The sequence below is a fragment of the Pseudomonas sp. RU47 genome, from assembly GCF_004011755.1.
Lineage (GTDB): Bacteria > Pseudomonadota > Gammaproteobacteria > Pseudomonadales > Pseudomonadaceae > Aquipseudomonas.
The window spans coordinates 4,803,933-4,830,588 of sequence record NZ_CP022411.1; the positions used below are offsets into that span (position 1 = coordinate 4,803,933).

Here is a 26,656-nt window from a genome sequence, read left to right on the forward strand (position 1 = left end):
AAAACCACAGCAACTCGCACCAACAACATAGATATCTACCACCATTTTTCCGGCAACTTCAGGGTGCCCAGAGTGCCATCTCCCCTGCAAATACCGCAGACACACTCAGACCTTTCCGTGGCGATAGATATGTATATCTTTCAATCAAAATACCGCTGACTTCATGGCTCAAGCGATCAACTAAACACGTTATTCTTTTTTGTTTCGACGGCCTAGGATCAAGTCCCTTCTTCAACACGAGACTTCCAACATGATTATCCAGACGCAACAACAAGCAAGCGTTTTGACCCATGAAGCCACGCTGAAAAAACTGCTCAATGAAATGGGCGACCGGGACAAGGCAACCGTCGTTGCCCAATTCATCAGCGACGGATTGCTCAAAGCCGACCCGGTCAGGCTGGGCGAATTCCGTGCATTACTCGATGAGGCGCTGCCCTACCAGAACTACATTGATCAATTGCTGGGCAACCTGGAAACGCTGGAGGATTTCTGCATGCGAAAGCTGCGACAGGCGTTGCAGCAACAGTATGGAGGGCGGTTCAGTGTCAACGACAGCATCAAGCTCAAACCCGCGACAGCCGTGGACGATGGCTCCCACACCTACACCTTGCTGCAGGCAGCGATGCTGAATTTCACGGAACAGGAAGCGGCTGCCGGTTACTTCTCGGACGACAGCAAGACCTTACCCAAAGTCGACGAAGAAGCGCCCGACGGCTCACCGCCTACTCAGATAACCGCACAAGCGTTTGCGCTGTTGAGTCGCCAGCTTGATCTCGGGGGCGAATACCGGAAACACATTTCCAGAACGTTCAGAGTCTCAAGTCTCGAATTGATCAGCCTGCGCATGCATAAAACAAACATGAAGCTCGCCGCCTACGAAAAATATTTCAGCAAAGCGAACTTCCCTCTTTATCGGCTTGTCACCCTGTTGAACCTCGCCAAAGGCAACGAAGATATTGTTTATGGTGACCTGTTCAACAACGCCAGAATCAAGCTGTATTCGATACAGCTATTTGGCAAATACATGACAGATGCCGTATTGATAACCTGTCGCCAGACCGATCACTCGACGAAAGACAGCTACTACGTATACATCCCCAATGATGCCGGCGACAGCTTTTACCAGGACGACAGTGAAGACCAGTGCAGGTATCGCCTGGCCGTCAACTTCGTTGCAAGTAAACAACTGCAAGAACTGTTCATTTCGCAATTGACCCACCGCGAACAAAGTGAATTCCGGACATTGAACCTGCAAAGCATTTCGTTCGTAGAAAACATCGCGTTCATCCCGCTGGAGACAGGCCTGTACAAACATCTTTTCGATCGCCATCTCGACAAGTTGACAGCAGATACCGGGGAGCTAGCGGTGGCGGTTGCCAATGTCGACGAGGCCGCCTACGCCAATCGCCGGGAGAGTCAGGCGTCACTTATAGGCGCAGCCCATCTCAACAGCCCGAATGAGGACTTCAACAGGCGCTTGCGTGTTTATGCCACGGATGAATTGCTGGCCCTCGTTTTCGCCAGCCTCGATCGTTGGACCGCCATCGAAAAACACGACGCGCTGTCTCGACTGGTGGATCTGAAAAAACGCTTGGCCACAACAGACTCCGCTAAGCCCGGCGCCCCCATGAACAGCGAAATGGCGGACGACTACTTCGGGCAGTTCGAGGTGCAGAAACATTTGCGCGAACAACCCGGCGCTCTGCTGCACAAGCTGGAACCTGTTGCCTTATAACTTATCGTTCTAAAACTCCACTTACCGGGGCGGGTCAGTTTCTGAGTACCCGCCCTTCTGGCGAGGTACGGCTTGACCCCTCCCCAACGGAAAAACCGGTAAGGATTTTATGTGCGGATTAGCTGGCGAGTTACGTTTTGATCAACAACCTGCAGACCTTGCAGCGATCGAGAGAATCACCCATCACCTGGCCCCTCGCGGCCCCGACGCGTGGGGCTTCCATGCCCAAGGGCCGATTGCCCTGGGTCATCGGCGCCTGAAAATCATGGACCTGTCGGACGGCTCTGCGCAGCCGATGATCGACAGCCAACTCGGCCTGTCCCTGGCCTTCAACGGTGCGATCTACAACTTCCCGGAACTGCGCGCCGAGCTTGAAACGCTGGGTTATGCCTTCTATTCCGGTGGCGACACCGAAGTGCTGCTCAAGGGCTATCACGCCTGGGGCGAAGCGTTGCTGCCGAAGCTCAATGGCATGTTCGCGTTTGCCATTTGGGAACGTGACGCCAAACGCCTGTTCATCGCCCGCGACCGTCTCGGCGTGAAGCCGTTGTACCTGTCGCGCACCGGCCAGCGCCTGCGCTTTGCCTCTGCATTGCCGGCACTGCTCAAGGGCGGCGACATCAACCCGATCCTCGACCCGGTGGCGCTCAATCACTACCTGAATTTCCACGCGGTGGTCCCGGCGCCGCGCACCTTGCTGGCCGGCATCGAAAAACTGCCGCCCGCTACATGGATGCGCGTTGAAGCCGATGGCCGCACCGAGCAGAAAACCTGGTGGACCCTGCCTTACGGCCCACACGACGACGAGAAAAACCTGACCCTGGAAGACTGGGTCGACCGCGTGCTCGACAGCACCCGCGAAGCGGTGGCGATTCGTCAACGTGCGGCCGTGGATGTCGGCGTGCTGCTGTCCGGCGGTGTCGATTCGAGCATGTTGGTCGGTCTGTTGCGTGAAGTCGGCGTCGAGAACCTGTCGACCTTTTCCATCGGTTTCCAGGATGCCGGTGGCGAGCGCGGTGACGAGTTTCAGTATTCCGATCTGATCGCCAAACACTACGGCACTCAGCATCATCAGCTGCGTATCGACGAGAAAGAAATCATCGAGCAATTGCCCGCCGCGTTCCGCGCAATGAGCGAACCGATGGTCAGCCATGACTGCATCGCTTTCTATCTGCTGTCGCGTGAAGTGGCCAAACATTGCAAGGTGGTACAGAGCGGCCAGGGCGCCGATGAACTGTTCGCCGGTTACCACTGGTATCCGCAAGTCGACGGCGCGGCCGATCCTTACACGGCTTACCGCAACGCATTTTTCGACCGCAGCTATGACGACTACGCCGCCACTGTGCAGCCGAAATGGCTGACCGCGAACGATGCCGCAGGCGACTTCGTCAAGGAACATTTCGCCCAGCCCGGCGCCGAGGCCGCAGTGGACAAAGCCCTGCGTCTGGACAGCACGGTGATGCTGGTCGACGACCCGGTCAAACGCGTCGACAACATGACCATGGCCTGGGGCCTGGAGGCGCGTACGCCGTTTCTCGACTATCGACTGGTCGAACTCTCGGCCCGCGTACCGGGCAAATTCAAGCTGCCGGATGGCGGCAAACAGGTCTTGAAAGAAGCCGCGCGCCGGGTCATTCCAAGTGAAGTGATCGACCGCAAAAAAGGCTACTTCCCGGTCCCGGGCCTCAAGCATTTGCAGGGCGATACGCTGAACTGGGTACGCGAACTGCTGCTCGATCCGAGTCAGGACCGTGGCCTGTTCAACCCGGCCATGCTCGACAAACTGCTGACTGATCCGCAAGGCCAACTGACGCCGTTGCGCGGTTCGAAACTGTGGCAACTGGCAGCCCTGAACCTGTGGCTCAGTGAACAAGGAATCTGATCGATGAAACCCCACGCCACGGCCATCAACCAACGGCTGCTACGCGGTCAGACGCCGTCCTATGAACGCCTGCAGGCACGTCTGGCCGAAGATGGCAGCACGCTGGCCGCCGAGCCGATCGCCGTACATTGCGGCTGGGGCCGGTTGCTGATCGGCCACACCTTTCCCGATCCGGCATCGCTGGCGCAGGAACTGCTCAAAGAGCAGCCCGGCGAACGCGATATCGCTTTGTACGTTGCAGCACCGCAGCAAATTCTCGGACTTGAGCCGACGCAACTGTTTCTCGACCCGTCCGACACCTTGCGCCTGTGGTTCAGCGATTACCGGCAGGCCACCCGAGTGTTTCGCGGCTTCCGTATTCGTCGGGCGCAAAGTGAGGCGGACTGGCAGGCGATCAATCAGTTGTATCAGGCGCGCGGCATGTTGCCGATCGATGCCACCCTGCTCACTCCGCATCATCAGGGCGGCCCGGTGTACTGGCTGGCCGAGGATGAGGACAGCGGCGCGGTGATCGGCAGCGTCATGGGCCTGAACCATCAAAAGGCTTTCAACGACCCGGAAAACGGCAGCAGCCTGTGGTGCCTGGCGGTGGATCCGCAGTGCTCACGACCGGGTGTCGGCGAAGTGCTGGTGCGGCACCTGATCGAACACTTCATGAGTCGTGGTTTGAGTTATCTCGACCTGTCGGTGTTGCACGACAATCGTCAGGCGAAAAACCTCTACGCCAAGCTCGGTTTCCGCAACCTGTCGACCTTCGCCATCAAACGCAAAAACGGCATCAACCAGCCGCTGTTTCTCGGCCCTGGGCCGGAGGCGCAGTTCAATCCGTATGCGCGGATCATTGTTGAAGAAGCGCATCGGCGCGGCATCGATGTGCAGGTGGATGACGCCGATGCCGGGCTGTTCACCCTCAGCCATGGCGGCCGTCGCGTGCGTTGCCGCGAATCGCTGAGCGACCTGACCAGCGCGATCAGCATGAGCCTGTGTCAGGACAAAAGCCTGACGCACAAAGTGCTGAAAGGTGCCGGGTTGAATCTGCCCTCGCAGCAACTGGCGGGCAATGCCGACGATAACCTGGCCTTTCTCGATGAGCATCAACGGGTGGTGGTCAAGCCGCTCGACGGTGAACAGGGCCAAGGCGTGGCGGTGGATTTGCAGAGCATCGAAGAGGTGCAGCAAGCCATCGAAACGGCGAAGCAATTTGATAACCGCGTACTGCTGGAAAGCTTCCATGAAGGGCTTGATCTGCGGATTCTGGTGATTGGCTTTGAAGTGGTGGCAGCAGCGATTCGCAAACCGGCGGAAGTGGTCGGCGATGGCCAGCATTCGGTGGGCGCGTTGATCGAGGCGCAGAGTCGTCGTCGGCAGGCGGCCACCAGCGGCGAAAGCAAGATTCCGCTGGACCACGAGACCCAGCGCACCCTGCATGCGGCGGGTTATGACTACAGCAGCATCCTGCCGGCCGGTGAACATTTGTTTGTGCGGCGCACGGCGAATCTGCACACCGGCGGCACTCTGGAAGATGTCACGGCGATTCTGCATCCGACGCTGGTTGATGCCGCCGTGCGCGCGGCGCGGGCGCTGGATATTCCGATGGTCGGGCTCGACTTGATGGTGCCAGCGGCGGATCAACCGGAGTACGTGTTTATCGAGGCCAACGAACGCGCCGGTCTGGCCAACCATGAGCCGCAGCCGACGGCGGAACGCTTTGTCGATTTGTTGTTTCCGCACAGTCAGCCGGCGATTTAACCCTTTCCTGATCGTTCCCACGCTCTGCGTGGGAACGCCTCACCGGACGCTCTGCGTCCACTCTTGGGACGCAGAGCGTCCCCGGCTGCATTCCCACGCAGAGCGTGGGAACGATCAGTGCTCAACCCATCAGGAGTTTCCATGACCACGCAAATCCCCGAACCGGATCTGAACTATCTGCAAAAAGTCCTCCTGGAAATGCTCGCCATTCCCAGCCCCACCGGGTTCACCGACACCATCGTGCGTTACGTCGCCGAGCGTCTGGAAGAACTCGGCATTCCGTTTGAAATGACCCGGCGCGGCACCATTCGCGCCACGCTCAAAGGCAAAAAGAACAGCCCCGATCGTGCCGTCTCGGCGCACCTCGATACCATCGGCGCTGCCGTCCGCGCGATCAAAGACAACGGTCGCCTGACCCTCGCCCCGGTCGGCTGCTGGTCGAGCCGTTTTGCCGAGGGCAGCCGCGTCAGCCTGTTTACCGACAACGGTGTGATTCGCGGCAGTGTCCTGCCGCTGATGGCGTCCGGGCATGCGTTCAATACCGCCGTGGATGAGATGCCGATCAGTTGGGATCACGTTGAACTGCGTCTGGACGCCTACTGTGCGACCAAGGCTGACTGCGATTCGCTGGGCATCAGCGTCGGTGACGTGGTTGCCTTCGACCCGCTGCCGGAGTTCACCGAAAGCGGCCACATCAGCGCCCGTCACCTGGATGACAAGGCCGGTGTCGCCGCGCTGTTGGCATCGCTTAAAGCCATTGTCGACAGCGGTCAGGAACTGATGATCGACTGCCATCCGCTGTTCACCATCACCGAGGAAACCGGCAGCGGCGCAGCGGCAGCATTGCCGTGGGATGTCAGTGAATTTGTCGGCATCGACATCGCTCCGGTCGCCCCGGGGCAGCATTCCAGCGAACACGCGGTGAGCGTGGCGATGCAGGATTCCGGCGGGCCGTATGACTATCATCTGTCGCGGCACTTGCTGAAACTGGCCAGCGAGAACGAGTTGCCGGTGCGCCGCGACCTGTTCCGCTATTACTTCAGCGATGCGCATTCGGCGGTGACGGCCGGCCACGACATCCGCACTGCCCTGCTCGCGTTTGGCTGTGACGCGACCCATGGTTATGAGCGTACGCACATCGACAGTCTGGCGGCGCTCAGTCGCTTGCTCGGCGCTTATATTCTGAGCCCGCCGGTGTTTGCCAGCGATGCGGCGCCGGCCAATGCTTCGCTGGATCGCTTCAGTCATCAGATCGAACATGACACGCAGATGGAGAGTGATACGCGGGTGCCGTCGGTGGACAGTCTGGTGGGGCAGCGTTCCGACAGTTAACTCTTTGTTGGCAGAACCATCGCCTTCGCGAGCAAGCTCGCTCCCACATGGGGACGAATTCCAAATGTGGGAGCGAGCCTGCTCGCGAAAGGGCCGGCCCAGGCAACACAAAACTGGCAGGCAACCAGCAATCGCCGTAGCATCCCGCCATTGATTTGACCGAGGTGCCCATGCTCATTCCCTACGACGCTCTTGAAGTAGACACCCTCACCCGCCTCATCGAGGATTTCGTCACCCGCGACGGCACCGACAATGGCGATGACACGCCGCTGGAAACCCGTGTGCTGCGCGTACGTCAGGCACTGACCAAAGGCCAGGCACTGATCGTCTTCGACCCGGAAAGCGAGCAGTGCCAATTGATGCTCAAGCACGATGTGCCCAAGCATCTGTTCGACTGAAAATCCTCAGCGGAGCTTTTCGGTGGCCTGCTTGCGCTTGATCCGGTCATAGACCTCTGCGCGATGCACATTGACCTTTTGTGGCGCTTCGACGCCGAAGCGCACGCTGGAACCGTTCACCGACAGCACGCGCAGGGAAATGTCGTCACCGATTGAAATCAACTCACCAACGACACGGCTGAGTACAAGCATGAGATTCGTCCTTCAGGGTTAGCGAACCCTGAAGATGCGCGGCTTGAGGCGGCTCTACAATGCGCGGCAGGCAAATCAGTTTTGCCTTACAGCCCCCCTTACACCGAGACGTAAGACGTTTCCCACAAACGCCCCATTCAGGCAGCGGAAAACCGTGGCCCGAACAGAATCACGCTGGCGCCGATGACGCACAACGCCACGCCGATCCAGTCCGAAGCCAATGGACGCACGCGCTCCACCACCATCAGCCATCCGATCGAAGCAACGATGTAAATCCCGCCGTAAGCGGCATAGGCACGACCGGCGTAGTTGGCTTCGACACGGGTCAGCAACAGCGCGAACAAGGTCAGACTGAGCAGCGCAGGAATCACCCACAAGGCACTCTTGCCTTGGCGCAGCCACATGAAGAAGGCGAAACAACCGGCGATTTCAAACAGCGCCGCGAGGAAAAACCACAAGTAATTGAGCATTGACGCGTCTCGACAGGGTGACCATTGCGGCCACCCTAACGACGCCGCCTGCAACGGGCAAGGTCAGCCGTTGTTCTGCTTGGCCTTGGCGCGCATTTTTTCCGCCATGGAGGTCATTTCGTTATAGAGCAGTTGCGGGTTCTTCTGCTTGATCGCCCAGGCCATCCGGCCCTGCTCGTGGGGCAGAATCATGAATTCGCCAGCCGCCACTTGCTGATAGATGTAGTCGGCGATGTCCGCCGCCGTAATCGGCGAACTTTCCAGCAACTTGCCGACCTGCGCTTTCATCGCCGGGGTCGGGCCACGGAACGAGTCGAGCAAGTTGGTCTGGAAGAACGACGGGCAAACCACGTGCACGCCGACTTCCTGCTGCGCCAGTTCGATCAGCAGGCTTTCCGAGAGTGCAACCACGCCGGCCTTGGCCACGTTGTAATTACTCATCGCCGGGCCCTGCATCAGTGCGGCCATGGAGGCGATGTTGATGATCTTGCCTTTGCTTTGTTCAAGCAGTGGCAGGAACGCCTTGCAACCCTTGACCACGCCCATCAGGTTGATCGCGATCTGCCAGTCCCAGTCTTCCAGCGACAGCTCGCTGAAGAACCCGCCCGACGCAACACCGGCGTTATTGACGATGATATCAATGCCACCGAGCTTCTCTTCGCAGGCCTGAGCGAACGCGGTGAGCTGGCTGTAATCACGCACATCGCAGCGCTGAACAAAACCGTCACCGCCCGCCTCGCGAACCATTTTCAGGGTTTCCTGCAGACCGGGTTCGCTGACGTCGGACAAGGCCAGTTGCCAGCCTTCACGCGCCCAGCGCAGCGCGATTTCGCGACCCAGGCCCGAGCCCGCACCAGTGATCATCATGCGATTTTGCATAGCACACAGCCTTGTTGTTCCGGGGAAGATGCGCCGAGTGTAGCGAAGGATCGGCGCGTGCCCACGCTCCATCAAGTTGCTGAATGCAAGATCAAAAGATCGCAGCCTTCGGCAGCTCCTACATGGATTCGTGTAGGAGCTGTCGAGTGAAACGAGGCTGCGATCTTTTCGCTGCAAAGGAAATAAACGAGCAATCCAAATACATTAAAAAAACATTGAATTTTCTTTCATGCGCGCCAGTCGGAACTTGTAAGCCGGCTGGAATTACTTAGTCTCCAGTCGCCCCCTGAACACAAGACTTCTCGAACGCTATCAACAAGGAAATCGACATGGGCACAATTCTAATCATTATCCTGATCCTGTTGCTGATCGGTGGTCTGCCGGTCTTCCCGCACTCCAGAAGTTGGGGTTATGGTCCTTCAGGCATTATCGGCGTGGTGTTGGTGGTGCTGTTGGTCCTGCTGTTACTCGGTCGGATATAACGCTTCAAGCGCAAAAAAAAGAGGCCCTGTTCAGGGCCTCTTTTTTATTGCGCGGATTTTACTGTCGGCAAGCGATCAATCCGGCTTGCCGTGAATCACACCAGCGGTGTTATCCATCAGGCTCTTGGTCGCCGTTTGCAGGAACGCTTCCAGCTTGAGCTTCAACTCGGCAGTGCGCGGTGCATTCGGAACGACTTCGGCGTGAGGATTCGCACCCAACTGGTACTGCCACATCTTCGGCCCCATGTCTTTGTCTCTCGGCAACACCAGAATCTGGTCGGCCGTGACGATCGCGGTGGTCTGCTCACTGCCCGATGGCTTGATCACACCGAAACCGGTGTCGCCTTCCGGCAGGTTGAGCAAGTCGCGGCCCCAGCACTGATGGCGTACTTCACCGCCCAGACGGCCCATGATGGTCGGTACGATGTCGATCTGCGTGCCCACGGTGTGGTCACGGGTACCGAATTTCTCCTGGATGCCCGGCGCAATCAGCAGCATCGGCACGTTGAAGCGGCCCAGGTCCATTTCGGTGATCTGGCGTTCGTTGCCGAAACCGTGGTCGCCGACGATGACGAACAGGGTTTCCTTGAAGTACGGCTCTTTGCGCGCCTTCTCGAAGAACTGACCCAGCGCCCAGTCGGAGTAGCGCATGGCGGTCAAGTGTTCGTTGAGGCTGCCACGGTCAGTCACGCGCTCGACCGGCAATGGCGTCGGCAAGGCGTATGGCGTGTGGTTGGACAGGGTCTGCAGCAGCGCATAGAACGGCTTGCCGTTTTCGCGTGCTTTCAGCTCCTGCAGACCACGGTCGAACATGTCCTGGTCGGACACGCCCCAGGTCGGATCGGAGAACACCGGGTTGACGAAGTCATTACGGCCAACGAAGTTGGTCATGCCCTGGTTACTGAAGAAGCCCGACTGGTTGTCCCAGGCGAAATCGCCGTTGTAGACATACACGTCGTCGTAGTCACGGGCGCTGAGCACCTGCGGCAGGCCGGACAGCTTATGGCTGCCTTCCGGGGTCTGCATCAGGTATTCGAAACCTGGCAGGTTGGGGAAGCAGGCCATGGTCGCGAACATGCCCTGATGGGTGTGCGTACCGTTGGAGAAGAAGCGGTCGAACAGCAGACCTTCCTTCGACAGTTTGTCCAGGTATGGCGTGATGTTGCCTGGCGCGCCCAATGCACCGACCGAGTGACCGGCCATGCTTTCCATCAGGATCACCACAACGTTCTTGATCGGCAGAGTCTTGTCTGCCGGCGGCGTGTAATCACGGCGTACGGCGGCAATATCGGCATCGACCAGTTTGTCGTTTGGCATCAGCAGCATGTCGCGCACGACTTTCTGCGCCTGCTCTTGCGGCAACGTGGCTTTCCAGATGTTGTCGCGATCTTCGCCCATGCGCGACTTAGCGGCCTCGATCAGCGACAGCGTGGCGTTGAGGCCGAGCTGGTTGGCGAAGTTGGAATCGGTGGTGTAAACGTCACCCCAGCGCATCGGCGGGCCTTGACGCAGGGTGCCACGGGCGGCGACCACACAGATCAGCAGGCAGACCACGAACACCGCAAGACGGGTGTACCACGGCGCGACTTGGCGACTGCTGACGCTACCGCCGCTGAAAGGCCCGCGCGGACGCGTGGCACGATCGGCACCTTTGAACGCAAGGGTCAGAATGACAGTGCCGATGACCCACGCCAGCAGGTAGCGCACCACCGGGAAACCGTACCAGAGCATGCTCATCACGGTTTTCGGGTCTTCTTTCACGTACTGAAACACCAGACCGTTGAGGCGCTGGTGAAACTCGCGGTAGAAGTCCATCTCCATCAGGCCGAGGAACAGCGCGATGCTCGAAGCGATGGTCAGCCACAGACGGAAGAAACCGCGTGCGGCCATGGCGCGCGCACTGAACAGGGCCAGCACCAGCGGAATGCACAGGTAAACCACCAGGCGCAGGTCGAAACGCAGGCCGTTGGCGAAGGCTTCGAGGAAGGTCGAAGCCGGGGTGTCGAGGATCATCTCGCGGTTGTAGACCAGCAGCGCGAGGCGCAGCACGGAAAACATCACCATCATGACCAGTGCACACAGCAGCGTGTAGGCCAGATGCGATTTGACGGTCGGTTGCAGCAGGCGAGCGGAAGATCGCTGCTGATTCAGGGCGTCCGGGTTTGCCATGTCGTTTTAGGACCCATTGGAAGTTGAAGTTGCAAAAATACAGCGGCGCCATGCCCTCTATTGGTCATTCCAGACCCCGGGGCTTGCGCAGTGCGCAAATGTTGCACGATCACCCGCACCATTGCCATTGATTACTGCCCCGCCGCCAGACACTTTCATTTACGGCAGCGGGCAAACAGCGCGGGCGAATTGTCAGGAACACTTTGTGAAAATTTCGTGCAACGCATATCTGGAAACACAATATAGATACAAAACAAAACGCCCCGACTTGTTCGGGGCGTTTCGTTGAACGCGGGCCGATTACTTCTCGGCGCGTTCTTTCAGAGCTTTCAAGGTGTTGAACGGCGCATCGACGACAAACTTGTTGGCAACCATCGCCGGCACGCTGCCGCCTGGCTCGGTGTGCACTTGATAGGTCACTTCAACCTGGTCGCCCTTCGGTACGAACTTCCAGAAGCCATTGACCTGCTGCACGCGGACAAAGCCTTTTTCTTCAGGAACGTACGTCGGCAGACCTTTGAGGTTGCGGGTCAGGCTGCCGTCGGCGCCTTCGACGGTGGTGACTTCGATCACCGAGTCACGCGGAGTTACCGGCCAAGGCGTATTGAACTGGCTATAGGTCCAGCTCTTGTCGCCTTCGTGCTTGAGCAGTTTCTGGGTCTTGCACTCGTGAATCCAGGCGCAGGCGCCAGCGACGTCTTCCTGCAGTGCGCGCAGTTTGGCGACGGTGGTTTTCATCAGCGCAACGCCTTGGTAAGACTTGTAGTCCGAACCCGGCACTTCACTGAGGGAAATCTTGATGCCGTCTTCGTTCTTGGCGACTTTCCAGTCTTCAGCCTGAACGACGGACGTGGCCAGCACAGCGGTCAAACCACACAACACAGCGATACGATGCAGCGAACCCATAGTCTTATTCCTTATTGTTGAAGTTCCGTTCGTTTGACACATCACGCCGCGGTCATTTGCTCCCACCAGCCGATCAGCCTGATCGCTTCTTCCGAGCTGCTGCCACAGACTTCAACATCAGCCGCGAAGCCGGAACAGACTGCCGGGCGCTCCGGGCGGCCGAAAATGCTGCACAGGTTTTCGACCGAGAGTTGCACGCAACGTTCGCCTGCAGGTTTGCCATCAGGCATGCCGGGAATCGGCGAACTGATGGAAGGGGCAATGCAGCAAGCGCCACAGCCTTCACGGCATTTCATGACGAACAATTCCTCGCGACGGGCGATGTGTAAAAGGGACGCGGAACAGAGTAACCGCTAAAACGGCTGTTTCAAATTGCCGGAACCGGGGTTTTTAGCGATAACTCAATATGACTGACCAGTCTCCGACAAAGCGTCTGGTCTGCGGGTCACAGATGGGTTGGTTTTACTGTTTGAATTCGAAATCCAGCGCGGCACCTTCGACTTCGCGGCGCTCTTCGTTGCGCAGTTGCAACTGCATTTCGTTGCTGAGCAAGCGGCCGTTGAGCTGGAATCCGTTGTTTTTCTCGCCAAACATCTGCGGCAGGATCGGCTCGCGCTTGGGCAATTCAACCGTGCCCTTGGGTTTCAATTCCTCGACCATGTCCTTGGGCAGGCTCAAATCGAGTCTGGCCGACGGCAACCTGGTTTTTACCACTTCACTGGCGGGTTTCGATTTCGAGGCGACTGGCTTGCGCTTCTTGATGACTTTTTGCTGGGTTTTCTTCGCCGTAGCGGTCTTCTGCGCGGGCGGATTTTTTTTCGTGGGGCTCGTCGCAGCCGGTTTTTCCTGAACCGCAGCGGCCACAACTCCAGGCGCCTGACCGATCATCAGCAAACCCAGCAAAACCCAAGCAGCAGGAGCAATCGCTTTCATGGACCCAACGACACTAACGGCAGAGGGCCATATGCTCGCTTGTTGGACGCCACAAGACAAGCATCACCCACCGCTCGTTCAGAATCCGCCAGCGGTTTCCTGACACAGTTGAGTGGCCAACAGACCCAGCGTCATCAACGCCCGCTCCGCCTCGCGATTCCACGGAATCCCGCAATTCAGGCGGATACAGTGGTTGAATTGCTCGGTATTACTGAAGATCAGCCCCGGTGCAATGCTGATGCCCTGCTGCAAGGCGCGCACATGCAGTTCTTGTGTATTGACCCTGCCCGGCAGACTCACCCAAAGGATGAAACCGCCCGTGGGCCGGGTCATTTGCGTGCCTTCGGGGAAGTACTGCTGCACCGCCAACTGGAAGGCGCTGAGGTTTTTCCGGTATTCCTGGCGGATGTACCGTAAATGCCGGTCATAGCCACCGTTTTCCAGATAAGCGGCGATCGCCATCTGCGTCACGCTACACGCCGAGTGGGTGCTGAAAGTCTGCAAGCGCTGGATTTCCTGCTGATACTTGCCGGCGATCATCCAGCCGATGCGCACACCGGGTGACAAGGTCTTGGAGAAACTCGAACAGTAGATCACCCGATCCAGTCGGTCATAAGCCTTGAGCGCTTTGGTTTTGCCTTGCTCGAACATCAGTTCGCCATAGATATCATCTTCGACGATCTGGATATCGAAGTCCGAGGCTAGGCGCAGCAACTGTTTCTGCCGCTCTTCGGGCATGGTGCCGCCCAGCGGATTGCTCAGGCGCGTGGTCAGCACCAGCGCTTTGATCGACCATTGGTTGGCGGCCAGTTGCAAGGCTTCGAGGCTCATGCCGGTGGCGGGATCGCTGGGGATTTCGATGACCTTCAAGCCGAGAAGATCGGCCAGTTGCAGCAGACCGTAATAGGTCGGCGACTCAGCGGCGATCAGATCGCCCGGCCGGGTCAGCACACGCAACGACATCTGCAGAGCATCGACGCAACCGTGGGTGATCACCACTTCCGACGGATCGACCACCACACCGGCATCGCGCATACGGATCGCCACTTGCCGGCGCAGCGGTTCAAAACCGGGGCTGAACATGTAGCTGAAGGCACGCGGGCTATGGAACCGGGTGACCTTGGCCAGTTGCTGATGCAGCGCGCGCACAGGTAAGTAGTCGACACTGGGCACGGCGGCACCGAGCGGAAACACGCCTTCGCGGCGCGACTCGACCAGCACTTGCTGAATGATGCTGCTGCGAGTGACCAGGCCGGGACGCTCGACTCGGGCAATGTCCGGCGTCGGCGCGGTCAGCGCGGGGGTCTGGTGGACGTAATAACCGGACTGCGGACGCGCCCGAATCAAGCCCTGATCTTCGAGATTGGCGTACGCCTGCAACACCGTCGCATGGCTGACATTGAGCTGCGAACTCATCTTGCGTACTGAAGGCACGCGCTCCCCCGGTTGATAGACACCACGACGGATATCTTCGGCCAGTTGCTGAGCAATACGTTGGTAGAGCAAGAGATTGGTCATGACGCAGCACTCGATTTCACGGGCATTTTATTCTTGTGTGAAACAATACCGGAACAGTTTAGAAGTGTACTGGGACAGTTGCCACATTACTCGACCATACAGTGCGGTGTCTGCCCCCGACTGTACTGATTTGCGAGCTGATCGACAGACGTAAAAAAGCCCGGTACTGCATGACAGCCCGGGCTTTCCAGAGACGCAACCCTTAACGGGCAGCGCCGAGCTGGCCTTTTTCGTCGGAGAAGACAATTTCCACCCGACGATTCTGTGCCCGTCCGCGCTCGGAAGCGTTGGCGTCCACCGGGTATTCGTCGCCGTAACCTTCGACCTGAATGCGTTTGTCGTCGATGCCCAGGTCCATCAGCACGTCCGCCACCGATTGTGCGCGATCGCGAGACAGTTTGAGGTTTTCCTGTTTGCCGCCAGTGCTGTCGGTGTAACCCTCGATACGCACCACACGTTTCGGGTTCAGTTGCAGGAACTGCACGATTTTCAGGACGACACGGTTGGCCGAGTTTTTCAGCTCCGCTTCACCGGTATCGAACAGCACGTCGCCTAGGGTCATCACCAGACCACGGTCGGTCTGCGTGGTGGCCAGTGCGACGATCTGCTCTTCGAGCCATTTACCCTGCTGCTGTACGCTCAGCAGCTTCGATTCACGCAGGGCCAGTTGCAGACGCTGACGCTCCAGTTCGAGTTTGGCCGCACGTTCTTCGTTAAGCACCTGATTGGTGTGCTCGCGGGCGATCTCGCTGTAGCGCTGGCTCAGGTAGGCGTAATGGACCACGTCGGAACCGCTGCCCCAGTAGGTCGACAGGCGATCGGCACGGGCCAGCGACTCACCGGCACGGATCACGTCCTTCGGCGCAATGCGCAGCACGTTGGAGTCTTCCTTGACCTTCTGGAAGTCGGCGCTGGCTTCTTGCAGCGCGGATTCGCTGTGTTGACCGGCGCAACCGTACAGGCTGACACACCCGGCGAGGATCAGACCGCCGACAACTTTCGACTTGAAGCTCATTGGGCATCTCCCAGTTGCTTGCGCAGTCGGACGATGCGGGTATTGAGCACATTCACCTGTTCTTCACTTTTTTGCGTCAGCACTTTGGCCTCGGCCAGACGTGCATCCAGTTCCGCCTGCTCGGAACGCATGCGCGCATTCCGGTAGGACTCGTCAGCCATGTTGCCTTTGGCGCGGTTGTATTTGGTCTCGGCCAGTTTCATTTCCGGCACTTCGTCGGCAGTAGCGCCAACAGCCTTGGCCTGGGTGATGGCTTGCTCGGTCAGGCGCATTTGTTCGATGGGTGCCGGATCGGTCGCGCAACCGGCCAGAGCCAGAACGGCCACAGCCGCGAAAAAAGGTCGAATACTCACTAAGAATCCCTACTGTTTTGGGGCACTGACAGGTGGTTGCGGCTGTTGCTGCTGCGCCTTCCAGCGCTCGATGTTGCGTTGCAGCGCGGCTTCCGTCAGTCCGGACGCGGGCAATTCTGTCATCTTTTTGGCTAGCTGTCCGCGCAACCACGGATCGTTGCAGGCCGAGTTATGCGAAACCGCAAGAAACAGCCCCGGCCGATCGACGGGTTGCTCGAACGCCAGCAGGTCATTGGCCATGCCCAACGCTTGCGCGGCCGCCATGCCCGAGTAGCGCCCGGCGAGTACATATTCCACTTCACCGAGGAGCAGTTTCTGAAAGGCCTGAGTGAGGTTGGCTGTCCGGGTCAGGGTCAGATTCTGCTCGGCGAAAGTGCCGAATGCCTGGGTGATTCGAGACTTTTCCGACAGCGCACCCGCGTGGCCGTGCAGATCTTTGGCTTCGCTGTAGACCAGGGTCGAGCCTTTGCGCGTCCACACCAGATAGTCGTTTTCCAGCAGCGGCGGATGGATGTAGTCGAGGTTTTCCAACTCAGTGAAGGTCAGCGGCGCATCGGCCAGCATGTCCATGCGCCCACTGCGCACTTCGTCGAGGGCTTGCGAGCGTTTGCCGGCGTAAAGCAACTCGACCTTGATGCCGAGATCTTTGGCGACTTGTTGCAACAGGTCGGCGCTGGCGCCGATCAACTGTTTGGGATTCTGTGGGTCTTGCCAAAGGTATGGCGGCGCATCCGGGCTGCCGGTGACGACGAGGCGCTCGCATTTGCCGGCGGCTATCGCCAGCCCCGGCAACAGGGCCAATCCCAACAACCATCCGCAACGCAGATCCATGGCAAAACGCTCCCACTCAAATCCGAGACAAAAAAAAGCCCGACCAACAGGCCGGGCTCTTTATAAGTGAAGCCGCTGGATTAGACCAGCTTCTCCAGCTCAGGTACCGCTTCGAACAGATCCGCCACGAGACCGTAATCGGCCACCTGGAAGATCGGCGCTTCTTCGTCCTTGTTGATCGCAACGATCACTTTGGAGTCTTTCATGCCGGCCAGGTGCTGGATCGCGCCGGAGATACCGACGGCAATGTACAGCTGTGGCGCAACGATCTTGCCGGTCTGACCGACCTGCATATCGTTCGGTACGAAACCTGCGTCGACCGCGGCGCGCGAAGCACCAACGGCAGCGCCCAGCTTGTCGGCCAGGGCGTACAGGTGTTTGAAGTTGTCGCCGTTCTGCATGCCGCGGCCGCCGGAAACGACGATCTTGGCAGCGGTCAGCTCTGGACGATCGGACTTGGCCAGTTCTTCGCCAACGAAGCTCGAAGTGCCAGCGTTGTGTGCAGCAGCTACAGCTTCAACAGCAGCCGAACCACCTTCAGCAGCAACCGGGTCGAAACCGGTGGCACGCACGGTGATCACTTTGATTGGCGCGGTCGACTGTACAGTAGCGATGGCGTTACCGGCGTAGATCGGACGCTTGAACGTGTCAGCGCTTTCAACCGAGATGATCTCGGAGATCTGGTCAACGTCCAGCTGCGCGGCAACGCGCGGCAGGATGTTTTTGCCGTTGGAAGTAGCGGCAGCCAGGATGTGGCTGTAACCAGCGCCCAGCTCGGCTACCAGCGGAGCAACGTTTTCCGGCAGCTGATGCGCGTAAGCGGCGTTGTCAGCGTTGAGGACTTTGCTCACACCAGCGATTTTCGCCGCGGCTTCAGCCACGGCGCCAGCGCCTTGGCCAGCAACCAGAACGTGGATGTCGCCGCCGATTTTGGCCGCAGCAGCCACGGTGTTCAGCGTGGCCGGGGCCAGCACTTTGTTGTCGTGTTCAGCGATTACCAAGATAGTCATTTTTAGATTACCTTCGCTTCGTTTTTCAGTTTCTCGACCAGTTCAGCCACCGACTTGACCTTGATGCCTGCGCTGCGTGCAGCCGGCGCTTCGACTTTCAGGGTCTTGTTGGTGGAGGCGGTGGAAACGCCCAAAGCGTCCGGAGTCAGCACTTCGAGAGGCTTCTTCTTGGCTTTCATGATGTTTGGCAGGGACGCGTAGCGCGGCTCGTTCAAACGCAGGTCGGTGGTGACGATTGCCGGCAGTTTCAGGGAAACCGTCTGCGCGCCGCCGTCGATTTCGCGGGTCACGGCAACGCTGTCGCCCGAGACTTCGACTTTCGAGGCGAACGTGCCCTGACCGAAGCCGCTCAGTGCAGCGAGCATCTGGCCGGTCTGGTTGTTGTCGCTGTCGATGGCTTGTTTGCCAAGGATCACCAGCTGCGGCTGTTCCTTGTCGACCACAGCCTTGAGCAGCTTGGCCACGGCGAGCGAGGTCAGATCTTCAGCGGATTCGACGAGGATGGCACGGTCGGCACCCAGAGCCAGTGCGGTACGCAGCTGCTCCTGAGCGGTGGTCGGGCCGATGGAGACGACGACGATTTCAGTCGCAACACCTTTCTCTTTCAGGCGTACGGCTTCTTCCACTGCGATTTCGCAGAACGGGTTCATCGACATCTTGACGTTGGCGAGATCGACGCCGGAATTGTCCGCCTTGACGCGAACCTTGACGTTGTAATCCACAACGCGTTTGACAGCTACAAGAACCTTCATGGATTCCTCGTTACTCTCCGGTGAAAAGAAAGTCGCCTAGGCGAACCTGGCGGTTGATGCTCATCAGGCTAAAAGGGCACCTCTAAAAACGCCGACTCGGGTGTCTGGTGACTACAGGGTGCGAAGACCTGCGACCGTTCGTCAGGGGTGACCGACGAGTCATTGATCTTCACGCTGTGTAAACTGCGCGCCGGACTGCGCTGCGCATCACCTTCTACTGCCTGTGCCCTGTCTTTAGACGTGCTCTTGAAACCGCCAGTCTGCCTACGACGAGCGTAAAACCGCCCGTATCTTGACCGGAACGCCTATTCCGGTCAATACAGCAAAATGACCATTCATAAGCCGCGCTTCTTTGATTTCTCTGGGCTGGAGCCGATTCAAACAAACGTTTGTATTGGACGCTCGGAGTGGTGTAGATATAATGCGCCGCCTAGAGAGAAAGGTCGGTCTCCAATATTCCCCTTGACGTTAACGTAAAGGAATAGCGGATGCGACATCAAACCTCCAAATTAGAAAAAAAACTGTTGAGCCTTGAGTAGGAGATAGCCTGTGGAACGCGAATACATGGAATTCGACGTGGTCATCGTCGGTGCCGGCCCCGCTGGCCTGTCCGCCGCCTGCCGTCTGAAGCAGAAGGCCGCCGAAGCCGGTAAGGAAATCAGCGTCTGCGTGGTCGAAAAAGGCTCCGAAGTCGGCGCACACATCCTCTCCGGTGCCGTGTTCGAACCACGCGCTCTGAACGAGTTGTTCCCGGACTGGAAAGAACTCGGCGCGCCGCTGAACACGCCAGTCACCCGCGACGATATTTTCGTGCTGAAAAACGCCGAAAACGCGCAGAAGATTCCAGACTTCTTTGTGCCCAAGACCATGCACAACGAAGGCAACTACATTATCTCCCTCGGCAACCTGTGCCGCTGGCTCGCCCAGCAAGCCGAAAATCTCGGCGTAGAAATCTACCCGGGCTTCGCCGCTCAGGAAGCGCTGATCGACGAGCAAGGCGTGGTGCGCGGGATCATCACCGGTGATCTCGGCGTCGACCGCGAAGGCAACCCGAAAGAAGGCCTGTACACCCCGGGCATGGAACTGCGTGGCAAGTACACGCTGTTCGCCGAAGGCTGCCGTGGCCACATCGGCAAGCAACTGATCAAGCGCTACAACCTCGACAGCGATGCCGACGCTCAGCATTACGGTATCGGCCTGAAAGAAATCTGGGAAATCGACCCGGCCAAACACCAGCCAGGCCTGGTGGTGCACACCGCCGGTTGGCCGCTGGACATCATGGGCACCGAGAACACCGGCGGCTCGTTCCTTTATCACCTGGAAAACAACCAGGTGGTGGTCGGTCTGATCGTTGACCTGTCCTACAGCAACACTTACCTGTCGCCGTTCGACGAGTTCCAGCGCCTCAAGCATCACCCGGTGCTGGCTCAGTACCTGGAAGGCGGCAAGCGCATCAGCTACGGCGCTCGCGCCATCTGCAAAGGTGGCCTGAACTCGCTGCCGAAAATGGTCTTCAAGGGCGGCGCGCTGATCGGTTGCGACCTCGGCACCCTGAACTTCGCCAAGATCAAAGGCAGCCACACCGCGATGAAGTCCGGCATGCTCGCCGCAGAATCCGTGGCTGACGCGCTGTTCGCGGAAAAGGACGGCACTGAAGAGCTGACCACTTACGTCGACGCGTTCAAGAAGAGCTGGCTTTACGACGAACTGTTCGCCAGCCGCAACTTCGGCCCGGCAATCCACAAGTTCGGCGCCATTGTCGGCGGCGGTTTCAACTGGCTGGATCAGAACATCTTCGGCGGCAAACTGCCGTTCACCCTGCATGACACCAAGCCGGATTACGCTTGCCTCAAGCTCGCGGCGGACTGCAAGAAGATCGACTATCCGAAGCCGGACGGCAAACTCAGCTTTGACAAGCTCAGCTCGGTGTTCATCTCCGGTACCAACCACGAAGAAGAACAGCCTTGCCACTTGAAGCTGACCGACCCGAGCATCCCGATCAGCAAGAACCTGCCGCTGTACGACGAACCGGCACAGCGCTACTGCCCGGCCGGCGTGTACGAAGTGATCACCAAGGAAGACGGCGAGAAGCGCTTCCAGATCAACGCCCAGAACTGCGTGCACTGCAAGACCTGTGACATCAAGGACCCTTCGCAGAACATCACCTGGGTCACGCCGGAAGGCGCTGGTGGCCCGACTTATCCAAACATGTAAGTCGAAGCGCTGAACATCAAGGCTCCCGATTTGGGGGCCTTTTTGTTGCCCAAAATTCCTCTGACACCACAAAACAACTGTGGGAGCGAGCCTGCTCGCGAAAGCGGTGTGTCATATAAAGATGATGTCGATTGATGCACCGCATTCGCGAGCAGGCTCGCTCCCACAAGGGATCTGCGCAGGATCAGGCGGCGCGCTCATCGCCGGGGCTGCGTTCGAAGTAGCGCTTGTACTCACGGCTGAACTGCGACGTACTCTGATACCCGACCCGATGCGCCACCTGCGCCACCCCCAAGCCTTCCGCCACCAGCAACGTCTGCGCCTTCAACAACCGCAAACGCTTCAGATACTGCACCGGCGACAACAGCGTGCTGCGCTTGAAATGCTCATGAAAGGTCGACACGCTCATGTTCGCGCAACCGGCCAGCGTCTCGACATTCAATGGCTCGGTGTAATGCGCATGCAGATGACTGATCGACGCCGCCACCCGCGCGAATTGCCCCTGCTGCTCGACCAGCGCCCGCAACACATCGGCCTGCGGCCCGCGCAACGCGGTGAACAACAACTCCCGCACCCGCGCCGGCCCGAGAATCTGGCATTCCAGCGGATCGTGCAGGCAACTGAGCAAGCGCTCGACACAGCCACGCATGTCATCGTCGAGCACCACTGAGGTCATCGACTCCGGCGTCTGCGCGGGAATATGCCGGCCCGGCGCCAGCCCCATGGCCAGCACCAGTTCACCGAGCAACACCCGATCAATCGCCACCGACACCCCTAGCAACGGCGCATCCGGCAAGGCGAAGGTCTCACATTCGAACGGCACCGGCAGCGCCTGAATCAGATAATGCCCGGCGCCGTATTCCATAGTGCGTGGCCCGAGAAACGCCAGTTTGCTGCCCTGGGCGATGATCATTAGGCTCGGTTCATAAATGTGCGGGCCACGGGCGACGTCGCAACTGGCGCGCAATACTTGCACACCGGGCAATCCGGTCGGCGAATAACCATCGCGAAGCGCCAGCGGTTCGATCAGCGAAACCAGCCGCGCATTGGCATCAAGATGACGGGTCAATTGCATCGAATTGTTCTTCACGAAAAATCACGAAAATAGGGGATGAAAGCATCATCGCAGATCCTTTTGCCAATGCGACCGATCAAACCCGCATGCCGGAGGATTAGGCATGAGACCCGGAGGAATCGTCATGGCCGACCGGTCAGTCGACGCCCAAAATGCGCCGCCTCACTTGTTCCTGCTTTTGCGAGGTTTCACATGTACACCGCCATCGGTTATGCCGCCCAATCGGCCACCACCCCCCTCGCCCCGATGAAATTCGAACGCCGCAGCCCGCGCGCCGATGACGTTGCCATCGAGATTCTCTACTGCGGCGTCTGCCACTCCGATATCCACCAGGCGCGCAACGAATGGGGTATTGCCGTTTACCCGTTGATGCCGGGCCACGAGATCGTCGGAAAAGTCACCGCGATCGGTGCGAATGTCACCCAACATAAAGTAGGCGATCTGGTCGGCGTTGGCTGCATGGTCGACTCCTGCCGTACCTGCGAAGCGTGCCAGTCGAACCTTGAGCAATATTGCCTCGAAGGCCCGACCATGACCTACGCCACCCCGGATCGGGTCGATGGCAGCAACACCATGGGCGGTTATTCCGACAGCATCGTCGTCAGCGAACACTTCGTCGTGCGCATCCCGGAAAAACTCGCACTGGCCAGCGCCGCGCCGATTCTCTGTGCCGGCATCACCACCTACTCGCCGCTCAAGCACTACGGCGTCAAGGCTGGCGACAAGGTCGGGATTCTCGGCATGGGCGGTCTGGGCCACATGGGCATCAAGTTCGCCAAGGCCATGGGCGCCGAAGTCACGCTGTTCACCCGCTCGGCGAGCAAGGCTGAGGAAGGTCGTCGTCAGGGTGCCGATCATGTGATCGTCTCCACCGACGCCGAGCAGATGAAAGCGGCTGCCGGTTACTTCGACTTCCTGCTGGACACCATTCCGGTGCAGCACGATCTCAACCCGTACCTCGACACCCTGCGTTTCGACGGCGTACACATTCTGGTCGGTCTGATCGAGCCGATTGATCCACCGGTCCACGCCGGCAAACTGGTGATGAGCCGCCGCGTATTGGCCGGCTCGTTGATCGGTGGCGTCGCCGAAACCCAGGAAGTGCTGGATTTCTGCGCCGAGCACAACATTACCTGCGACATCGAAATGCTCGACATCCGCCAGATCAACGAGGCTTACGCCCGGATGATCGCCGGTGACGTGAAGTACCGTTTCGTGATCGACATGGCGACGCTCAAGGTTTAAACCTTCAGGCCTAGCTCTGCCGAAAGCCGGGCTGTGACCCCTTTGATCAGGGGAATCAGCTCGGCCATTTTTTCCAGCGGCATGTATGGCACGGTGCTGGCGATACTGATCGCCGCCACAATGCCCTTGCTCGCATCGCGAATCGGCGCCGCCACACAGCGGATCGACGGTTCGTTGTCTTCCAGATCGAAGGCGTAGCCACCGGCGACGTACTCGGTCATGCGTTGCTCAAGCTGTTCCCACGACTGCTGGGGATGCTGCGGCCAGAACTGACTTTTCCCACCTGCCGGCAGGCTGATGTCGTACAGACGCTGCCAATCTTTCGGCGAGTCATCGAGCATCAACGCCTTGCCAATCCCGGTGCGGGCCAGCGGCATGCGATGGCCGACCCGCGAGCGCATTTCCGGGCCATTGCGTCCCGGGTTCTTCAGCAGATACAACACTTCATCGCCTTCACGAATGCCCAAGTGCACCGTATCGCCGGTCAGCGCTGACAACTCGTCCAGATACGGCCCGGCCAGCGTCACCAGCGGCAACTCTTCGCGCGCCTGAAACCCTAGTTCGATCAGCTTCGGCCCGAGCAGATAACCGACTTGCGGCACCACGCGCAGGTAGCGCTCGTCGACCAGGCAACTGGCCAGACGATGGGTGGTGCTGCGTGTGGTGCCGATCAGCCGGGCAATCTCCTTGAGATCACGGGCGCCACTGGCCACCGCTTGCAACACACCGAGGCCGCGCAACAGCGTTTGCGTGCCGGTGGGCGCGGCGTCCTTGGTTTTTTCCGGGGCGTCTTCCTGCATATCCAGCCTTTTACCGTTGAGCGAGGGAACGGGCGGCATTATGGTCGCCCGACGCAGACCACTACAACTCGATACGCTCGACGTTGCCGACCAACAGCACGTAGGACAATGCACCGATCAATGCGAGAACCGCGATATAGGTGATCGCCGGCGCGAACGAATCGCCGCTGGCGAGGAAGCCGATGACGATCGGCGTGGCAATTGCCGACAGGTTGCCGATGAAGTTGAACACCCCGCCGGTCAGACCGAGTAGCCGCGCCGGCGCCAACGTTGACACCAACGACCAGGTGATCGAAGCCAGACCGTTGCCGAAAAACGCCAGCGCCAGAAAGGCAATCACCAGCGGCGTCGATTCAACAAAATTGGCGCCGATGATCGAGGTGGAAATCAGCAACCCGCCAATGATCGGCAACTTGCGCGCAAAGCCGACGGTGTAGCCGCGACGGATCAAGAAGTCGGAAAAGAACCCCGAGCACAAAACACCAATAAACGCGGCGAGAAACGGCAGCGACGCCAGCAGGCCGGACTTGATGAAATCCATGCCGCGATATTTCACCAGATAGGTCGGGAACCACGTGAGGAAAAACCACAGCGTCGAGTTCAGGCAGAATTGGCCGAGGTAGATGCCCCACAACTTGCGTTTGGTCAGCACGATGCCCAAGTCGGTCCAGCTGAATTTGGCTTTGACCTTGGCCGTCTCCTGCTGAATATCGACCAGACCACCGCCCTCGCGGATCAGATCGATTTCCGCCTCGTTGGCACCTTTGAAATCCCGTGGCTCGCGATAGACCGCGTACCAGATCACAGCCCAAATGATGCCCACCGCGCCGGTCGCGACGAAGACCATGTGCCAGCCGAATTCGTGTTGCAGCCAGGCCAGCACCGGGGTCAGGAATGCCAGGCCGACGAACTGCCCGGAGGTGTAGAAACCGATGGCCGTGGCGCGTTCACGCTCGGGGAACCACGTCGTGACCACGCGGCTGTTGATCGGATACGCCGGCGCTTCCAGCGCACCGACCGCCATGCGCAACACAAACAACGCGATGAAACTGGCAGCGAAACCGAGCATCACCGTAGCCACAGACCACAGCAACAAAGCGACGCTGTAAAGAATGCGCGGCGGTACGCGATCGACCAGCCAGCCGCCGGGGATCTGCATGGCAGCGTAGGTCCAGCCGAACGCAGAGAAGATCAGGCCGACGTGAATCGGATCGATGCCCAGCTCACTGGTCAGCGCCGGCGCGGCAATCGACAGGTTGCTGCGGTCGAGGTAGTTGATGACCACGGTGATAAACAGCAACACCATGATGAAAAACCGCTTACGGCTGGGCGTGACTAAAGACGCCTGCCCGGTGAGGGTTTGCGGTTGCATGGGGAGAGCCTCTTTTTATGTTTATTGAGGTCGGCCTGAGGCCTGATCGTTCCCACGCTCCGCGTGGGAATGCAGCCCGGGACGCTCTGCGTCCCAAAAGCGCACGCAGAGCGTCCATTGAGGCATTCCCACGCAGAGCGTGGGAACGATCTCATCGGGTGTGTCAGGGACGACTCACCATTCGGCAAAACTGCCATCGGCATGACGCCAGATCGGGTTGCGCCAGCGATGCCCGACCGCTGCGCGCTCAATCACATATTCTTCGTTGATCTCAATGCCCAACCCCGGGCCGTTCGGAATCTTCACAAAACCTTTGTCGTAATCGAACACCCGCGGATCCTTCACGTAGTCGAGCAAGTCGTTGCTCTCGTTGTAATGGATGCCCAGGCTCTGCTCCTGGATAAACGCGTTGTAACAAGCCGCGTCCAATTGCAAACACGCCGCCAGCGCAATCGGCCCCAACGGGCAGTGCAGCGCCAGTGCCACATCGTAGGCCTCGGCCATGTTGGCGATCTTGCGGGTTTCGGTGATGCCGCCCGCGTGGGAGGCATCCGGCTGGATGATGTCGACGTAACCTTCGCTCAACACGCGTTTAAAGTCCCAACGCGAGAACAGCCGCTCACCCAGAGCAATCGGTGTGCTGGTCAACGGCGCCAGCTCTTTCAACGCTTCATAGTTTTCGCTGAGCACCGGCTCTTCGATAAACATCAGTTTGTACGGGTCGAGTTCCTTCATCAGCACCTTGGCCATCGGCTTGTGCACGCGGCCATGGAAGTCGACGCCGATACCGACGTTCGGCCCGACCGCGTCACGTACGGCGGCGACGTTGGCCAGCGCCAGATCGACTTTCTCGAAGGTATCGAGGAATTGCAGTTCTTCGGTGCCGTTCATTTTCACCGCAGTAAAACCACGGCTCACCGCCTCTTTCGCCGCACGCGCGGTGTCCGCTGGACGGTCGCCGCCAATCCACGAATACACGCGAATCTTGTCACGCACCTGGCCACCGAGCAGGTCGCTCACCGACACCCCGAGGGCCTTGCCCTTGATGTCCCACAACGCCTGATCGATACCGGCCAGTGCGCTCATGTGTATCGCGCCGCCGCGGTAGAAGCCGCCGCGATAGAGCACGGTCCAGATGTCTTCGATATTGCGTGGGTCTTTGCCGATCAGGTAGTCGGACAATTCTTCGACGGCAGCGGCCACGGTGTGTGCGCGGCCTTCGACCACAGGCTCGCCCCAACCGGTGACGCCTTCGTCGGTTTCAACCTTGAGGAAACACCAGCGCGGCGGGACGATGAAGGTCGTGAGTTTGGTGATTTTCATCTCTGCTCTCTTTTGTAAATG

Annotated in this window: 25 protein-coding genes; 8 read left to right on the plus strand and 17 right to left on the minus strand. The window is 58.9% G+C overall.

The annotated features are described in order from the left end of the window. Positions 1 to 250: 250 nt before the first annotated feature. From CCX46_RS21810 to CCX46_RS21835, 5 genes are all read left to right on the plus strand, one after another. Complete coding sequence (locus CCX46_RS21810; protein ID WP_127929302.1) at positions 251 to 1,735, plus strand: dermonecrotic toxin domain-containing protein; 1,485 nt, start codon at positions 251 to 253, stop codon at positions 1,733 to 1,735. 109 nt (positions 1,736 to 1,844) lie between these two features. Next, entirely contained in the window at positions 1,845 to 3,617 is a 1,773-nt protein-coding gene (locus tag CCX46_RS21815) for an N-acetylglutaminylglutamine amidotransferase (RefSeq protein WP_127929303.1), read from the plus strand. Positions 3,618 to 3,620: 3 nt separating this feature from the next. Beyond that, complete coding sequence (gene ngg, locus CCX46_RS21820; protein WP_127929304.1) at positions 3,621 to 5,366, plus strand: N-acetylglutaminylglutamine synthetase; 1,746 nt, start codon at positions 3,621 to 3,623, stop codon at positions 5,364 to 5,366. A 141-nt stretch (positions 5,367 to 5,507) separates the two neighbouring features. After that, a complete protein-coding gene (locus CCX46_RS21830; RefSeq protein ID WP_038364408.1) occupies positions 5,508 to 6,698 on the plus strand; it encodes an osmoprotectant NAGGN system M42 family peptidase in 1,191 nt (396 codons plus the stop codon). A 170-nt stretch (positions 6,699 to 6,868) separates the two neighbouring features. Then, positions 6,869 to 7,096, plus strand: coding sequence for a YheU family protein (locus tag CCX46_RS21835; protein WP_003192759.1), 228 nt, complete (start codon positions 6,869 to 6,871; stop codon positions 7,094 to 7,096). A 6-nt stretch (positions 7,097 to 7,102) separates the two neighbouring features. Here CCX46_RS21835 and csrA read toward each other — a convergent pair whose 3' ends face one another. The 3 genes from csrA to CCX46_RS21850 all read right to left on the minus strand — a co-directional run bounded on the left by csrA (position 7,103) and on the right by CCX46_RS21850 (position 8,637). After that, entirely contained in the window at positions 7,103 to 7,288 is a 186-nt protein-coding gene (gene csrA, locus CCX46_RS21840) for a carbon storage regulator CsrA (protein WP_007908359.1), read from the minus strand. 137 nt (positions 7,289 to 7,425) lie between these two features. Continuing rightward, a complete protein-coding gene (locus tag CCX46_RS21845; RefSeq protein WP_127929305.1) occupies positions 7,426 to 7,758 on the minus strand; it encodes a YnfA family protein in 333 nt (110 codons plus the stop codon). 63 nt (positions 7,759 to 7,821) lie between these two features. After that, positions 7,822 to 8,637 (minus strand): SDR family oxidoreductase, encoded by an 816-nt coding sequence (locus tag CCX46_RS21850; protein WP_077574042.1) that lies wholly within the window; start codon positions 8,635 to 8,637, stop codon positions 7,822 to 7,824. Between the two features lie 323 nt (positions 8,638 to 8,960). Here CCX46_RS21850 and CCX46_RS21855 point away from each other — a divergent pair, with 323 nt between their 5' ends. After that, positions 8,961 to 9,119 (plus strand): DUF3309 family protein, encoded by a 159-nt coding sequence (locus CCX46_RS21855; RefSeq protein WP_169432680.1) that lies wholly within the window; start codon positions 8,961 to 8,963, stop codon positions 9,117 to 9,119. A gap of 75 nt (positions 9,120 to 9,194) precedes the next feature. On the opposite strand, the gene CCX46_RS21860 is transcribed toward CCX46_RS21855, so the two are convergent. The 10 genes from CCX46_RS21860 to CCX46_RS21905 all read right to left on the minus strand — a co-directional run bounded on the left by CCX46_RS21860 (position 9,195) and on the right by CCX46_RS21905 (position 18,606). Beyond that, complete coding sequence (locus CCX46_RS21860; RefSeq protein ID WP_127929306.1) at positions 9,195 to 11,288, minus strand: LTA synthase family protein; 2,094 nt, start codon at positions 11,286 to 11,288, stop codon at positions 9,195 to 9,197. 300 nt (positions 11,289 to 11,588) lie between these two features. Further along, positions 11,589 to 12,194, minus strand: coding sequence for an START domain-containing protein (locus tag CCX46_RS21865; protein WP_127929307.1), 606 nt, complete (start codon positions 12,192 to 12,194; stop codon positions 11,589 to 11,591). Between the two features lie 41 nt (positions 12,195 to 12,235). Beyond that, positions 12,236 to 12,490, minus strand: coding sequence for a YkgJ family cysteine cluster protein (locus tag CCX46_RS21870; protein ID WP_007908349.1), 255 nt, complete (start codon positions 12,488 to 12,490; stop codon positions 12,236 to 12,238). A gap of 166 nt (positions 12,491 to 12,656) precedes the next feature. Then, the gene (locus tag CCX46_RS21875) at positions 12,657 to 13,127 is read right to left on the minus strand and encodes a translation initiation factor 2 (protein WP_127929308.1); all 471 of its coding nucleotides are present in this window, start codon (positions 13,125 to 13,127) and stop codon (positions 12,657 to 12,659) included. Positions 13,128 to 13,205: 78 nt separating this feature from the next. Further along, positions 13,206 to 14,645 carry an aminotransferase-like domain-containing protein gene (locus tag CCX46_RS21880; RefSeq protein ID WP_016985994.1) on the minus strand — a complete coding sequence of 480 codons (1,440 nt, stop codon included), beginning with the start codon at positions 14,643 to 14,645 and terminating at the stop codon, positions 13,206 to 13,208. 202 nt (positions 14,646 to 14,847) lie between these two features. After that, positions 14,848 to 15,660: an OmpA family protein gene (locus CCX46_RS21885; protein ID WP_127929309.1), complete on the minus strand. Its 813-nt coding sequence runs from the start codon at positions 15,658 to 15,660 to the stop codon at positions 14,848 to 14,850. Beyond that, positions 15,657 to 16,013: a DUF4398 domain-containing protein gene (locus CCX46_RS21890; RefSeq protein ID WP_127929310.1), complete on the minus strand. Its 357-nt coding sequence runs from the start codon at positions 16,011 to 16,013 to the stop codon at positions 15,657 to 15,659. The genes CCX46_RS21885 and CCX46_RS21890 overlap by 4 nt, the downstream gene beginning before the upstream one ends. A gap of 9 nt (positions 16,014 to 16,022) precedes the next feature. Next, complete coding sequence (locus CCX46_RS21895; protein WP_127929311.1) at positions 16,023 to 16,844, minus strand: substrate-binding periplasmic protein; 822 nt, start codon at positions 16,842 to 16,844, stop codon at positions 16,023 to 16,025. An 80-nt stretch (positions 16,845 to 16,924) separates the two neighbouring features. After that, positions 16,925 to 17,854 carry an electron transfer flavoprotein subunit alpha/FixB family protein gene (locus tag CCX46_RS21900; protein WP_127929312.1) on the minus strand — a complete coding sequence of 310 codons (930 nt, stop codon included), beginning with the start codon at positions 17,852 to 17,854 and terminating at the stop codon, positions 16,925 to 16,927. A gap of 2 nt (positions 17,855 to 17,856) precedes the next feature. Then, positions 17,857 to 18,606: an electron transfer flavoprotein subunit beta/FixA family protein gene (locus CCX46_RS21905; protein WP_102900003.1), complete on the minus strand. Its 750-nt coding sequence runs from the start codon at positions 18,604 to 18,606 to the stop codon at positions 17,857 to 17,859. Positions 18,607 to 19,155: 549 nt separating this feature from the next. On the opposite strand from CCX46_RS21905, the gene CCX46_RS21910 reads away from it, so the two are divergent. Beyond that, positions 19,156 to 20,820, plus strand: coding sequence for an electron transfer flavoprotein-ubiquinone oxidoreductase (locus CCX46_RS21910; RefSeq protein ID WP_016985998.1), 1,665 nt, complete (start codon positions 19,156 to 19,158; stop codon positions 20,818 to 20,820). Between the two features lie 184 nt (positions 20,821 to 21,004). Here the strand turns inward: CCX46_RS21910 and CCX46_RS21920 are convergent, their stop codons facing one another. Further along, positions 21,005 to 21,895 (minus strand): AraC family transcriptional regulator, encoded by an 891-nt coding sequence (locus CCX46_RS21920; protein WP_016985999.1) that lies wholly within the window; start codon positions 21,893 to 21,895, stop codon positions 21,005 to 21,007. 192 nt (positions 21,896 to 22,087) lie between these two features. On the opposite strand from CCX46_RS21920, the gene CCX46_RS21925 reads away from it, so the two are divergent. Next, positions 22,088 to 23,140, plus strand: coding sequence for an NAD(P)-dependent alcohol dehydrogenase (locus CCX46_RS21925; protein WP_007908332.1), 1,053 nt, complete (start codon positions 22,088 to 22,090; stop codon positions 23,138 to 23,140). Here CCX46_RS21925 and CCX46_RS21930 read toward each other — a convergent pair. The 3 genes from CCX46_RS21930 to dgoD form a co-directional block, all read right to left on the minus strand. Continuing rightward, positions 23,137 to 23,940: an IclR family transcriptional regulator gene (locus CCX46_RS21930; protein WP_127930436.1), complete on the minus strand. Its 804-nt coding sequence runs from the start codon at positions 23,938 to 23,940 to the stop codon at positions 23,137 to 23,139. The genes CCX46_RS21925 and CCX46_RS21930 overlap by 4 nt on opposite strands. Positions 23,941 to 24,001: 61 nt before the next feature. Further along, complete coding sequence (locus CCX46_RS21935) at positions 24,002 to 25,312, minus strand: MFS transporter (protein ID WP_127929313.1); 1,311 nt, start codon at positions 25,310 to 25,312, stop codon at positions 24,002 to 24,004. A gap of 174 nt (positions 25,313 to 25,486) precedes the next feature. Beyond that, positions 25,487 to 26,635, minus strand: coding sequence for a galactonate dehydratase (gene dgoD, locus CCX46_RS21940; RefSeq protein WP_007908327.1), 1,149 nt, complete (start codon positions 26,633 to 26,635; stop codon positions 25,487 to 25,489). Positions 26,636 to 26,656: the final 21 nt, after the last annotated feature.